Raw genomic sequence first — 13,280 nt, forward strand, 5'->3', positions numbered from 1 at the left:
TAATTTTCTTGATCTGAAATGCGTATTTATTCAGCAAGTTTGTTGATGTCCTTGTTTTCTAAGAGGGATTTGGAAAATTCTTTGGTTAGGGCATGGACCATGGCCTTTCCAATTTTTCTGGTAGTGGTTACGTTTTTGGAATTCTTTATCCAAGAATAAAAGGGAGTCAATAACACATAGATCGTATTGTACAGTTTGGTTTTTGACTTGATACCATCTTCTGGTAAAACAAAGCCAGGTCTAAACATATAGGCTTTTTTAAACCCGAGAGATAAAATATAATTCTCAGTTTTCCCTTTGACCCTTGCCCACATAATGCGCCCATTTTCAGAAGAGTCTGTTCCTGTGCCAGAAACATAACAAAAAACAAGATCAGGATTTAACTCAAAAAGGGTGTCAGCTAAGGATTTGGAAACCCCAAAAGTCAATTGGTGGTATTTATCTTCTGACATGCCTAGCGCGGATACACCCATGCAGTGGAAGCAGGCATCATAGCCTTTTAATTGCTCTGAATATTCGTGGACTTGAGTAAAGTCCTGCAGTAGTAATTCTTTGATTTTTGGAGACTCCATCCCAACTGAACTCCTGTTAATCAATAGCACCTCCTGAATCTCCTCACTGTTCAAACAGGCCAGAAGGGCTCCTTTTCCGATCATTCCCGTGGATCCTGTGATGATGACGTTGTACATGGCTTTGCTTTTACTAAAAAAAAATCGCTTGAATTTCTACTTATCTAAATTAGGCAAAAAGAAATGAAGTCTATTTGGTTTTTATTTTTCCAGACTTATATAAAGCTAGGGCATCTGTCAATAACAGACGAATTGTTTCCAAGGGTAAATCTTCTTTGGGATCTACCGTGAAGGTCTTCATTCTTGATCGAGTGCCTTTCTCTAATTTTGGATGGTGGAGAAAATTTCCTTCCACAAAGAGCAAATAGGGAAGACTCTTCTTTTTATCTGTCCATAAATAGCAAAACATCTTTTTTGATAGCAGAAACAAGGCATTCCATATTTTAAGGTTTCTGTCACATCCTTATCCAAATTTAGAATGATGCTGCGCAAGGCCATAAAACAACTTTTGTTGGGTTCTGATTGATTCAAATAAAATTGTTCTAGTACTTCATGCATGGCATTCCTATTGATTAAAATGGGGGCTTTAATTCCAATTCTCCTTATAGCATTTTTTGAAAACAAACACTGTTTTCAACCCCTTGATATTGACCATAATTCGGAATGAGTTGGTATCCGGAAGATTGATAAAGAGCAATTGCATCCGGTTGACGCTTTCCTGTTTCCAATACGCAGGATTTATATCCCATTTCCTTTGCCCATTTTTCTAATTCTGAAAGGATTCTTTTTGCATATCCTTTTCCTCTTGCTGAAACATCAGTGTACATTCGCTTTACCTCCATGGATTCAGCGTCCAATTCTTTGATGGCCCCACATGCTACGGGAATTTCACCTTCCAAAATCACGACCGCATGTTTAAGCAAGTCTATTTTATTGTACTGCGCATAAAATGCATTTTCCTCTCCATCGATTCGGGCTAAGTAGGTGTCTAATTTTCGGACTAATTCTTGGAAGTTAGAGTTGGAGGAGTCAGTCCGGTGAATATGGATCATATGAGGCAGGAGTTGAAAGATTTAATTTAAGGAATTGAAATTTAAACCATAAAAAAACCGAGACATTTCTGGCTCGGCTTTTAGGATTAGCTATATCAAGTTTTGTTTAAATTCCAGTATAATTAAATGGAGTGATCTGATTCAATTCAGCCTTTAATTCATCTGAAATTGGAAGATTCGAAATGAACTCCCGAATGGAGCTTTCGGTGATTTTGGTATTCGTTCTTGTCAAGTCTTTCAAAGCCTCATAAGGTTTTGGGAAAGCCTCTCTTCTTAATACAGTTTGGATGGCTTCAGCCACTACAGCCCAGTTATCTTCCAAGTCTGCATGAATTGCTGCTTCATTCAATTCCAGTTTATCCAGTCCCTTGGCAAGAGATTCCAAAGCAATGACCATATGTGCCAATGGCACACCGATGACTCTCAGAACAGTACTGTCCGTCAAATCCCGTTGAAGTCTAGAGATAGGAAGTTTGGCAGCCAGGTGTTCCAGAAGTGCATTTGCAATTCCTAAGTTCCCTTCTGCATTTTCAAAATCAATCGGGTTTACTTTATGTGGCATCGCAGATGAGCCGATTTCCCCTGCTTTGATTTTTTGCTTAAAGTAGTTCATCGCTACGTACTGCCAGATATCTTTTGCCAAGTCAAGCAAAATAGTGTTGATTCGCTTTAAGCCATCAAAATGGGCTGCCAAGTTATCGTAATGCTCGATTTGTGTAGTAGGGAAACTACGGACTAATCCAAGGTGGTTTTTGACAAAATGAACGGCAAAATCATTCCAAGCCACTTCCGGGTAGGCTACCTGGTGTGCATTCATATTACCGGTGGCACCACCAAACTTAGCCGTGTAAGGAATTTGGTTCAGCAACTCTAATTGCTTTTCTATTCTCACCACAAATACATTGATTTCTTTTCCCAATCGAGTAGGAGAGGCTGGTTGTCCATGGGTTTTTGCCAGCATAGGAATGGACTTCCATTTCTCTGCTTTTTCTTCCAATTTGAGCAATACCGCTTCCAATTGAGGGTAGATGACTTCTGTCATCCCAGTTTTAAGCATCAATGGGGTAGAGGTATTATTGATATCCTGGGAAGTCAATCCAAAGTGGATGAATTCCTTTTGAGCCTCCAGACCCAATTCATCAAATTTCTCTTTAAGGAAATATTCCACTGCTTTTACATCATGGTTGGTGATTCGTTCAGTGGCTTTGATTTTTTCAGCATCTTCTATGGAGAAATGATCTACAATCAGTCTCAAGTCTGAAAACAACGCATGGTCAAAGTCTTTGAGTTGTGGTAAAGGCAATTCGCAAAGCGCTATGAAATACTCAACCTCTACATGAACTCGGTTTTTGATAAGTGCAAATTCTGAAAAATAAGCTCTTAAAGGGGCGGTTTTGCCGGCATAACGGCCATCTACAGATGTTACCGCTGTCAACGCATTTAATTCCATTGGACTATTCCGTTTGTTTTTGGAGGCTGCAATTTAGCTTTTTGCCTCCAAATCATTGACCTTCACCTCTTGATTTCAGAAGTTTTGTTGGATTTTTCCGAACCTCAGGTCAAGAAATCAGGTTAACCATTGGAATTTATCCTTATCCAAAGCAATTATTTGGGAGGAGAAGTTAATTTTGCAGTCAATTAAAAAATACCTATAAAGTTTAATTCAAGGATGTTCAATTTATTTAAGAAAAAGAAAGAGGTAGCAAAGAAACAAACTTTCCTGCCTTTGAAAGTGAGGGAGGTAGTAAAAGAAACAGCTGATACTGTTAGTATTTATTTTGAACAACCTGAACCCTATTTGGAGTACAAACCAGGTCAGTTTCTGACTTTGGTGATGGAGTTTGAGGGTAAGGAACAACGAAGATCTTATAGTCTGTGTACTTCCCCTTATTTGGATCCTTTTCCTGGGATTTCTGTAAAAGGGTCCCTGGTGGTTTGTTCTCTAACTTTTTGAATGAGAAAATCCATCCAGGAAAAACGATCAATGTCCTCAAGCCACTAGGTAATTTTACCACGGACTTTCATTCCAAAAATCAAAAGCATTTCTTTTTGGTAGCGGGGGCAGTGGTATTACCCCCATCATGGGAATTATGAAATCTGTTTTGGTCAATGAGCCCAATTCCAAGGTGACCTTATTGTATTGCAGTCGACATGAAGATCATATTATTTTTAAAAAGGAATTGGATGAATTGGAGCATAAATATGCAGATCACCTGAAAGTCATCCATAATCTAAGCCAACCTACTGAAGCTTGGGCTGGGCTGAAAGGTAGATTGTCCAGTGAAACCTTAAAAGGACTGGTAAATACAGCTGAGTCTGAATCTGAATTTCAAACAGAATACTTTATTTGTGGACCAGAAGGGATTTTGGAGACTACCTTGGAGGTTCTTTCTTCTCAACAGGTCCCTAGTGAAAAAATCCACAAAGAAAGCTTTTTCTCAGCGGCCGCTGAAGCAGCACATGAGGCGGCAGCCACTGCTGGTGGCCTGACTAGGGATGTGACGGTGTTATTGGAAGGAGAGGAGCATTTGGTAACAGTTACTCCGGATAAAACCATTTTGGAAGCAGGGTTGGATCAAAATTTAAATATGCCTTTCAGTTGCCAAAGTGGTCTTTGCACCGCTTGTCGGGGCAAGTTGATCAGTGGCGAAGTGAAGATGGATGAGGATTCGGGACTAAGCCCAAATGAGATTGAAGCTGGTTACGTTCTTTGCTGCGTAGGAAGACCTATGACAGACGACGTAAAAGTTCGTATAGAGTAATTCCAATCTACTTATGGAAATCGAAGAAATCCGGAAAATCTACAAAAGTCTGGAGCAGTTGGTGTTGATCCTCATGTTGATTGCTTTGCCGATTTTTGGTATGATTTACCTGTACTATAATTCCGGAAACCTGGATTGGGGACTCCCTGAACTTCCAGACTTTCTAAACGGGATTTTGTCTGGAGCTGGTACAGCCTTGTTGCTGGTCCAGTACTTATTGTTTCATAGGAAACTGAAAGAATCCTTTAAGAAGGAAGAGCTGCTTGATAAGGTGAAGGTTTATGCCAAGGCAACAAAAGAGCGATTTTATATTTTATTCATCAGCTCATTGGTGGCAACCTTAGGCTTATTATTTTACGGGAATCCTTACTTTATAATTCTTTTTGCAGGAACCTTGGTGTTCTTTTCCTTAGCAAAGCCTACTCCCGATCGATTAGGGAGATTGATGAAACTGAAAAAAGCGGACCGGGATATAATTCATCAAGCCTCGAGACCTGAGTAATAAAAAAACGCCAATCTAAACAAGATTGGCGTTTTAGTTGATAGCAGTTGGTTTAGTTTTCTATAATGATATTTCCGGAAGAAATAGATCCTTTGACCCAATCAGAAGAACCATTGTCTATTTCTAGATTTCTACCGGTATTGATTCCTCCAACTTTTAGATTTCCAGAGGAAGCTCTTAATGAGAAGTTGAGAGATTTTAAATCAGATGGAGTCTGAATTCTAAATGAACCTGATGTTCCATTAAAACGGGTGTTCCCATTCAGACCAGCGTTAGTAGCTCTGATATTTCCAGATGTAAACTTCAACTCTCCTAAATATCCAATGTTACTTAGCTTGGCATTTCCCGAAGTCAAGGAAGCACTTAATTCTCCCCCAATCGTATCCGCCTCCAAAGAACCGCTAGTAGACCCATAATCTACATTGCCTGTAACATGGGTAATATCTGCATTTCCTGAGGTCACACTTGCTTCCACATCTCCATCAATTTCGTCGATATACAAAGAGCCTGAACTGGCCTTCACTCTCAGATCACCATTGATGTTAGAGGCAGAAACTTTTCCAGAACTAACTCTAAGGATGGTTTCATCATTAGTCACCCCATCCACCGAGATGGTGCCTGAACTGTTTTTAATATCCAGTGCCATGGCCATAGGACCATTGATTTTGATAAATCCTTTGTTTCTATTATTCCCCCATGAGCTGTTATTACTACGCTCATAAGAGATCTTCAATACATCACCTACGGTCACAAAGATGATGTCTTGGTCTTCATCATTTGACTCCAGATAGGCTTCCACTTTTACATCAGCGCCAGAGCCTCCATCATAGGAGACATCAAGCCAACCCCCACTTACTTCAATTTTGCTGATATTGGAGTAGGACTTATTGGCATCAACAAGGACTTTTTGGGCAAATCCTACTGTAGCAAACAGAAGAAAGGCTATCAGTAAGGGACTTATTTTGAAGAAATTTTTCATAGTTTAATTGATTATCTTATTGTTATTCCAAAGCTCATTGCATTTACTTCAGGGCCTAGATTTTCCTGAAATAGATTGTTTAAATCATAGTTGAAAAAGAGGGTAATATCTCCAACCCCTACTTCCCCTCTGGCTCCATAGCGGAAGTTTTCTATGTACATATTGGATTTTTCAAACTGCTTTTGTTTGTTGCCATTTTCATCGTCGTATACAAACTTACCTCTTCCACCTATTCGAAAACCTGCATATCCACCTAATCCCAATCTTAACTTATGGTTATTGGTTAAGAGAGTTGGGACCAACGTGAAGTTTGCATAGGATGCAGAGATTTTTGATTTGGTTCCGATGCCTCCTTCGAATTCCTCCCAAGCAATGCCATCTGGGTTTTTCACAGCGATCAGACTTCTGTCCTCCAGCTTGAAATTGTACCAGCTGACTCCAATGCTTGAAAGAAGGTGAAAGTTTCTGGAAGGCTTATAAGTTCCTTCAAAATTGATGGCATAATACCAGGAGCCCCAAGGTTTCACATCGGGCATCTCTCCGGTGGGATTCACCAAATTGATCCCTAATTCAGTATTAAAATCAGCTCTAAAGTTTCGGTTTCTGGATTTATATCGTTCTTTGATTTTAACCTCATCATCCTCTTCTACTTCCAATATCCATTTGTTGTCATCATTTTTATAATATCTCCAGGAGTTCCCAAAGACGTTAATGACTTTGTCTTTGGTATAAATCACTGTGTCAGGTTTGTTTTGTGCAAAAGAAGTACTGATCGAAAAGACGAAGAGTAGTAATAATAGTAGTTGGTTTTTCATTTTCAAAAGTGGTTAGAAAATAGGGCCGAAGCCCTATTGATTAGAATACTATACCAAAAGTGATAGGGTTCAGCTCAGGTCCTTTTTCATCTTGGAAAAGCGTGTTTAAGTCATAATTGGTGAAGAATTTAACTCGACCAATACCTAGTTCTCCCCTGATTCCATACCGGAAATTATTCAAGTAAAGTCCTGTGTTTTGTTTGTCCTTTTTACGGCCAGAACCTCCCAATTCTCTGTATACATATTTGGATTGTCCTCCTAAACGATAGCCCGCATAAGGCCCAGCAGCGATTCTCAATCCTTTCCTTCCATTATTGTTCATTTTTCCAAAGTCCAGCTCAAGCATGGTCATTGCCATGATGTAGGAAGCAGAGATTTTGCTTTTAAAGCCATCCACATCGGTACGTTGTACAAAGTCAATCATATCATCGCCTCTGACAGCTTGGAAATCCCGATTTTCAAATTTGAAATTGTAGAAGTTGAAACCAAGTCCGAAATCCCAGTAAAAACCTTTAGAAATTCTCTGGGCAGCCATCCAGTTGATTCCAACATTCCAGCTCCCCCAACCTTTTACTGCATATGGATTGTCAGAAGTTGGGAATTTGCCTTCACCATTCAGGTAGTTGTTGACCCCCAGGTCTACATTAAAGTAGGTACGGAATGGTGGGTCATTATTTTTCTTCATTCCTGATTCAACCCGTACTTTGGTATTGGCCCCGGACTCATCTACTAGGATCCGCATTCCACCAATATAGACTTCGGTTTCTTCCCAGTCTTCTCTCACTTTTACTACTTCTTTGGTAGAACCGTCTTTCTTTTTGATTTCAACGATGGTCAATTCTCCTGAATCTTCATTTTCCTCCAGATCCAATTCTCGAATGATCTGGTTGATATTCATCAGCTTTAGCTTTTCAAAGTCCTCTTTGCTGTCTACGATGATGACTACTTTACCGGACTTTCCGAACTCTACAACTACACTGTCGCTCATCACAGTCTTGTAGGTGTCGTTTGATGGCATGGTACCGGCTATGCCAATTTGAACCAGGGCCATCAGGCAGAATAATAAAAGATATTTTTTCATGATTTGATTTCGATTTCTTGTGGCGATTTTTTATTTGTCAGCTCGTTCTTTTTTGAAGTAAGATTGGTAAAGAGGTTGTTTTTGGCATCTTGCAAGTCTGCCAATCCCTGGTCTACTTTACCCAACAATCCGCCGACTTCATTCACTGTTTTGCCAATTTCGGCAATCAAGTTTTTGTCTTTGGGTTCTTCCTTCAGTCCTGAGGAGAAAATTTTAACACTGTATGCAGGGGCTTCTTCGGTCTCTGTCTTTTCCTCTGCTACTGCTTTCGTGATATCCAAAGTAGGAAGCTCCATTTCTGGGTCAACCATTGGTTTCAACACTGGCTTCTCTTCAGGTATAATTACTTCAGGTACTGCTGTTTCCTCTTCTCGCGTTTCAGTCATCGCAATCAGATTTTGAGTAGGTGCTTCAGTAATTACCGGCTTTTTATTAGATGGTTTGTTACTTGTGATTTCTGCTTTAAGTTCTTCCTTGATTTCTACAGGAGCAGGTGACTGCTTTTCTTCAATTTCTGTAGGTAATTCATCAGGAATCGTAGTTTCTGAATTGCGGTTGTCTGAATTATCAGGAGAGATGATTTCTTGGTTAGTAGCCAGGAAGTCATTGGAATTGTCTTTAGTTTCAGAAGGATAAAAGAAATATCCGGCAGATAGTAAGATCACCACGGAAGCCGCCGCCGCCCACCAGAATCCTTGATTGGATTTAGGTTCTTTAGGAAGCTCTTTTTCTAATCTCTCCCAGGCTAATGCGCTGGGTTTGACTTCGTGTTGGTCCAGTTTTTCCTTGAAAATCTTGTCCAACTTTTGTGATGAATTAGCCATTGTTTCTCCTTTCGTTTGGTATTAGACAGGCAATTTTTTCTTTTAAGACATTTCGTGCTCTGTTGAGCTGCGATTTGGAGGTGCTTTCGCTGATTCCAAGTAATTCAGCTATTTCCTTGTGGGAATAACCTTCTATAGCATACAGGTTAAATACAGTTCTATATCCTACTGGTAAACTTTGGACCATTTCCATGAGCTCTTCAGTCTCCAAATGATTGAGTTCATAATTTTGATCCTGAAATTCTGCTTCATTTTCCATATTCACTTCCATCATAAGGTGTCTGTTACTCCTCAATGTCATGAGAGCCTGAGTGACGATGATTCGTTTCATCCAACCTTCGAAACTTCCCTTGTTCTGAAACTGGGGTAGCTTATCAAAAATTTTCATGAATCCCTCGATCATCACATCTTCTGCATGTTCCCGGTCTTTTAAATACCGGATGCAGATGGCCAGAAATTTCCCCGAATACGAATCATACAGGTGCCGCTGGGCGGACCGATCACCTTTTAGGCATCCTTGTATTACTCTTGTCTCGGTAGAAAAATCGGTTCTGCTGAACATTACTAGTGGCTTTCAATTAGGTAGATGCAAAGCTGAAAAGAATGGTTGCTTCAGTGTGTGAAAAAAAATAATATTTTTTTGATTTCTCTATAAAAATACTCGTAAAATATTGATTGATAATTAATTATGGTTTTAAATCTTTCTTAGTTAATTAGGAATTAAAAACCATATTTTAATAATATGCCTTATAATTGATGAGGATGTCCAATAAGGTCCATTCATTTTCCTTCACTGTAACTGGTTGGATATTTCCCTCCCCATCGAAGATACTTGCAAATAATCCATCTTCTTCTACAGTCAGTACCGTGTTCCTACCTGGACTTAGGGCTACTGCATATTTTCCTGAACCATCGGTTTTTACTTCTTTGATCTTGGTGGTAGCTATGGAAGTGATTAAGCCTTCTTCTACTTTTACATCCGAAATATTAGTCAATGGAAAAATATAGAGGGTTCGCTCTACCTTTTTTGCTCCTTTTTCGGGGTCCTCTCCATCTTGGATCATAGGCATCTGATTCCCTTCTATCCAGGTGATGGTTCCTATGATGCCCTGACCTTCAGGTTGGTAAGGTTTACACTGGAAAAATAGCAGTAATAGTAGAAAAAAGGAGAGTGTTTTTACTAGCTTTTTCATTTTAATAAGGGGAATCCCTATTTAGGTTTTAAATATTTTCAAATAGCATAAACGATTCCAAATACTGAGGAAGGATGGTTCTCCATCCCATTTCCTCTTGGAGTTTCTGTCCTAATATACTGGCACTTTTTTCCTCCCCATGAATAATGAATACGATTTTGGGTTTTTCGATAAATCCTTCTGCCCAGTCCATCAATTCATTTTGGTCTGCATGTGCTGAGAGCCCATCGATTTGATAGATTTTGGCCTTAACAGGAACTTCTCGACCATAAATCCGAATTTCAGGTTCTCCATCCAATAATCTCCTTCCTCGGGTGCCTTCCGCTTGGTACCCCACAAATATCACCCCGTTCTTTTCATCAGGTAAATGGTGAAATAAGTGGTGAAGAACCCTGCCTCCAGTTGCCATCCCACTCGCAGAAATAATAATGGCATTCCCTCGATATTCATTGAGTGAACGGGACTGCTCTTGTTTTTGGAAATAATGAAGTTGGGGGTGATCAAATGGGTGATTACCATCCTCTTCTAAAACGGCAGATAGTTGGTGATCACTTTTGAAGTCCAGATATAGTTTAGTCGCATTGATGGCCATGGGAGAATCCAAGAAAATCGGGGCTTTAGGGATTTTCCCTTTTTCCATCAACTGGAATAAATAATACATGACCAATTGGGTTCTTCCCACCGCAAAAGCCGGAATAATCACCAATCCACCTCGATCAAAGGTGTCTCTGATGGCCCTTCCCAATTCTTCCTCAGGTTTGACTGGAGGACTTACCCGATCACCATACGTGGATTCAATCCACAAAATGTCAGCTTTTGGTATTCGGGAAGGAGGGTATAAAATAGGGTCATGGTATCTGCCTAAGTCCCCTGAGAACACTAATTTCTTTTCCTGTTCTTTCCCTTTTACTACTATTTTCACAATAGATGCTCCTAAAATATGCCCAGCATGGTAATAGGTGACCGTTACATCTGGGTGGATCGAAAAAGGCCTTTCAAATTCCTGAGGTACCAATTTGGGGAACACGGCTTCTGCATCCTCTTGTGTATAGAGGGGTTGTGGATTGTCATGTTTTGAATACCCCTTTTTCTTGCGTATTCCGCTTCTTCTTCTTGTAGCTTACCTGAATCCAATAATAAGATTTTGGCTAATTCAGCGGTTGCTTCTGTGCAATAGATAGGTCCTGAAAAACCCTGCTTGACTAATTTGGGTAAATAGCCAATATGGTCCAGATGTGCATGAGTAAGTACAATGGCTTCCATCTCCATGGGAGGCATAGGGAATTTATCCCAGTTTCGGTCTCGAAGTGCTCGATTTCCTTGGTATAGTCCACAATCCACCAAAAATTCAAATTCTCCTAAGTCAATTAGGTATTTGGATCCGGTGACTGCCCCAGCTCCTCCCAAAAATTTTACTGTAACATCCATTGTTATTGGGTTTTGAAAATAGAAGTTACAAAAAAAAGAGGCATCCATTTGGATACCTCTCCTAATTTTAAAACTGAGTTTTTGGAACCCGTTGCACTTATTGAGAAACGCTATCTGCTTTTTGTAAGTACTTCGCTTTACTGATACTGTCCAATTGAGCTCTGGAAAGCGAATCCAGATACATTTCTTCCGCGTCATCCTCATCCTCGTCCTCGTTTTCTTCACTACAAGTAACGCAGACCAGTCCAGCCTCATTAAATACCCAGACATTTCTTTGATTTACCTGAGAGGATCTATAACCATTTCTATAGATGGTGTTTCTGATGATCTCCAACAATGATCTTTCCATAATGAAAGGCTTTTCATAAGGGATATTAAGTACCAAGTTTACTTTTTGATCTCTAAACGTCCCAAGAGAATTGACATCAAATCCTTCATCAAAGGTTACCACAGAATCCCTTACAGCATAGTTGTAAACGATTTGCTCGGCATTTTCCATGGCCTCTGCTTTAGACCTTCCTCTGGAGAAAGCATCTTTTGTCAAAGTTACCAGAGAGTCTGAAGTTCCTTCCAATCTCAAGCTTACTCGATTGAATGTAGCTTCTTCACTGATAGGGTTTAGGTTTAAAATCATCGTACCTGCAGTAACTGGCAATACTTCTTCACTCTTAAACCAGTTCTCAGATTTGAACAGTGCTACAATCCTAGGAATCTGGAATCCGCAAATTCCAATACACAATAACCAAAGACCTAAGGCTACCAACCCGAATCTTCCGCCAATGATGCTTTTCTTAGCAAGGACACTTAAACCTAATAGTAGTAAGATAATACCAGGAATAACCAATAAGAAAGAAGCTGCTACTACCAACCAAACAGGAACTAGATTAGAGAACAATTCTATTGGGAAATTATCCATTACCATTACATAGTCGTCATTGGTGAAGATTCCAAAATAAACACCCAAGGCGATCAATGGAGCGATTGTTATGACAATACCCAAGAAGAAAACGAAGAGTCCAAATATTACCCGAATTACCGTTAAAACTGCTCTACCTACTGGTCCAAGCGCTTTTCCGATTGCTTCGATTACTTGTCCGATAATTCTAAATGGAGTTAGTAAAATCTTTCTGGTATTTGATTCAGGAATAGGAGGGATGGGGTTTTGGCTCTCCTTCACAGTCGTATCTATATTGTCCAGAGTGATTTCACCACCTTTCATTTGGATTCGTTCGGTAATCGAACTGGCCACAGGGGTGATAATCCATAGTACCAAGTAGATTAAGAATCCGGATCCACCGGCCAAAATCAGCAATACAAAGGCAAGTCTGGTCCAAATTACTTCTATTCCAAAGTATGCAGCTAGCCCTGAAGCGACTCCTCCTAAAACTTTGTCATCAGGGTTTCGGTAAAGTTTTTTGATGTTTTTATCCTCTTTTACATCATATGACACAGGTAAGATGACCCAAAGTACGATATAAGCCACCACTGCAATGAAGCCAAAACTGAAGTTGAACCTAAAGTTGTCAAATGGCATGATATCGAATAGACCTGGGTTTAATCGGATGTTGCCACTGAACAATACCAAGATCGCAATCAACCTAGTCCATAAGGGATCTATTGCAAAGTACTGTGCGATACCAGCACAGACACCTCCAATAATCTTTTTGTTTTCAAGTCGTACTAATTTTTTATATCCTCCTTTTTCACCTTGTTGGGGAGTGACATATTTATAGTAGTCTTCATCTTTTGGGTTGGCTTGCTGCTCATATTCCTCTTCCAATTTTTCTTCCTCCACGGTAGCGAAGTCAGCTATGGTCCCCATTTTTTCAATGAGTTTGTCCACATTTTCTGCGGTGATGACCTGTTTGTTGTTTTTGAGGTTAGACAAGAAAATCTCAGCGATCCGATTTTCGATATCGGAGATGATCTCATGATTGTCTTTATAGGAAGAAAAATGCTTATTGATCGCATCGAGGTATTTCCGAAGCGTATCGTATCCGTCTTCTTCAATGTGGAAGAGAATTCCACTGATGTTAATGCTTATTGTCTTTTTCATGTGTTGTTCAATTTAGAGG

Annotated in this window: 17 protein-coding genes; 3 read left to right on the plus strand and 14 right to left on the minus strand. The window is 39.8% G+C overall.

Annotation, left to right across the window (positions count from 1 at the left end):
* Positions 1 to 26: 26 nt before the first annotated feature.
* The 5 genes from V8V91_RS22110 to purB form a co-directional block, all read right to left on the minus strand.
* A complete protein-coding gene (locus V8V91_RS22110; protein ID WP_373397248.1) occupies positions 27 to 689 on the minus strand; it encodes an NAD-dependent epimerase/dehydratase family protein in 663 nt (220 codons plus the stop codon).
* Positions 690 to 759: 70 nt separating this feature from the next.
* Complete coding sequence (locus tag V8V91_RS22115; protein ID WP_373400862.1) at positions 760 to 978, minus strand: hypothetical protein; 219 nt, start codon at positions 976 to 978, stop codon at positions 760 to 762.
* Positions 891 to 1,127: a DUF1801 domain-containing protein gene (locus V8V91_RS22120; RefSeq protein ID WP_373397249.1), complete on the minus strand. Its 237-nt coding sequence runs from the start codon at positions 1,125 to 1,127 to the stop codon at positions 891 to 893. Before V8V91_RS22120 ends, V8V91_RS22115 begins: the two co-directional genes overlap by 88 nt.
* Positions 1,128 to 1,171: 44 nt before the next feature.
* Positions 1,172 to 1,621 carry a GNAT family N-acetyltransferase gene (locus V8V91_RS22125; RefSeq protein ID WP_373397250.1) on the minus strand — a complete coding sequence of 150 codons (450 nt, stop codon included), beginning with the start codon at positions 1,619 to 1,621 and terminating at the stop codon, positions 1,172 to 1,174.
* A 106-nt stretch (positions 1,622 to 1,727) separates the two neighbouring features.
* Positions 1,728 to 3,071, minus strand: a complete 1,344-nt coding sequence (gene purB, locus V8V91_RS22130) for an adenylosuccinate lyase (RefSeq protein ID WP_074223095.1) — start codon at positions 3,069 to 3,071, stop codon at positions 1,728 to 1,730.
* Positions 3,072 to 3,290: 219 nt separating this feature from the next.
* Between purB and V8V91_RS22135 the strand changes: the two genes are divergently transcribed.
* The 3 genes from V8V91_RS22135 to V8V91_RS22145 all read left to right on the plus strand — a co-directional run bounded on the left by V8V91_RS22135 (position 3,291) and on the right by V8V91_RS22145 (position 4,885).
* A complete protein-coding gene (locus tag V8V91_RS22135) occupies positions 3,291 to 3,575 on the plus strand; it encodes a hypothetical protein (protein ID WP_373397251.1) in 285 nt (94 codons plus the stop codon).
* Between the two features lie 136 nt (positions 3,576 to 3,711).
* Positions 3,712 to 4,383 carry a flavin reductase family protein gene (locus V8V91_RS22140; RefSeq protein WP_373397252.1) on the plus strand — a complete coding sequence of 224 codons (672 nt, stop codon included), beginning with the start codon at positions 3,712 to 3,714 and terminating at the stop codon, positions 4,381 to 4,383.
* 13 nt (positions 4,384 to 4,396) lie between these two features.
* Positions 4,397 to 4,885, plus strand: a complete 489-nt coding sequence (locus V8V91_RS22145) for a hypothetical protein (protein WP_373397253.1) — start codon at positions 4,397 to 4,399, stop codon at positions 4,883 to 4,885.
* Between the two features lie 52 nt (positions 4,886 to 4,937).
* Here the strand turns inward: V8V91_RS22145 and V8V91_RS22150 are convergent, their stop codons facing one another.
* The 9 genes from V8V91_RS22150 to V8V91_RS22190 form a co-directional block, all read right to left on the minus strand.
* Entirely contained in the window at positions 4,938 to 5,864 is a 927-nt protein-coding gene (locus V8V91_RS22150) for a DUF4097 family beta strand repeat-containing protein (RefSeq protein WP_373397254.1), read from the minus strand.
* 11 nt (positions 5,865 to 5,875) lie between these two features.
* Entirely contained in the window at positions 5,876 to 6,679 is an 804-nt protein-coding gene (locus V8V91_RS22155; RefSeq protein ID WP_373397255.1) for a hypothetical protein, read from the minus strand.
* A 40-nt stretch (positions 6,680 to 6,719) separates the two neighbouring features.
* Entirely contained in the window at positions 6,720 to 7,760 is a 1,041-nt protein-coding gene (locus tag V8V91_RS22160; protein WP_373397256.1) for a hypothetical protein, read from the minus strand.
* Positions 7,757 to 8,584, minus strand: a complete 828-nt coding sequence (locus tag V8V91_RS22165; RefSeq protein WP_373397257.1) for a hypothetical protein — start codon at positions 8,582 to 8,584, stop codon at positions 7,757 to 7,759. Before V8V91_RS22165 ends, V8V91_RS22160 begins: the two co-directional genes overlap by 4 nt.
* The gene (locus V8V91_RS22170; protein ID WP_074223102.1) at positions 8,577 to 9,146 is read right to left on the minus strand and encodes an RNA polymerase sigma factor; all 570 of its coding nucleotides are present in this window, start codon (positions 9,144 to 9,146) and stop codon (positions 8,577 to 8,579) included. Before V8V91_RS22170 ends, V8V91_RS22165 begins: the two co-directional genes overlap by 8 nt.
* Positions 9,147 to 9,318: 172 nt before the next feature.
* Positions 9,319 to 9,777 carry a carboxypeptidase regulatory-like domain-containing protein gene (locus V8V91_RS22175; protein WP_373397258.1) on the minus strand — a complete coding sequence of 153 codons (459 nt, stop codon included), beginning with the start codon at positions 9,775 to 9,777 and terminating at the stop codon, positions 9,319 to 9,321.
* 28 nt (positions 9,778 to 9,805) lie between these two features.
* On the minus strand, positions 9,806 to 10,804 hold the full coding sequence (locus tag V8V91_RS22180) for an MBL fold metallo-hydrolase RNA specificity domain-containing protein (RefSeq protein WP_373397259.1): 999 nt from the start codon (positions 10,802 to 10,804) through the stop codon (positions 9,806 to 9,808).
* Positions 10,744 to 11,205 (minus strand): MBL fold metallo-hydrolase, encoded by a 462-nt coding sequence (locus V8V91_RS22185; protein ID WP_373397260.1) that lies wholly within the window; start codon positions 11,203 to 11,205, stop codon positions 10,744 to 10,746. Before V8V91_RS22185 ends, V8V91_RS22180 begins: the two co-directional genes overlap by 61 nt.
* A gap of 97 nt (positions 11,206 to 11,302) precedes the next feature.
* Positions 11,303 to 13,261: a PspC domain-containing protein gene (locus V8V91_RS22190; protein WP_373397261.1), complete on the minus strand. Its 1,959-nt coding sequence runs from the start codon at positions 13,259 to 13,261 to the stop codon at positions 11,303 to 11,305.
* Between the last annotated feature and the right edge of the window lie 19 nt (positions 13,262 to 13,280).

The sequence above is a fragment of the Algoriphagus halophilus genome (genome assembly GCF_041729275.1).
Lineage (GTDB): Bacteria > Bacteroidota > Bacteroidia > Cytophagales > Cyclobacteriaceae > Algoriphagus > Algoriphagus halophilus_A.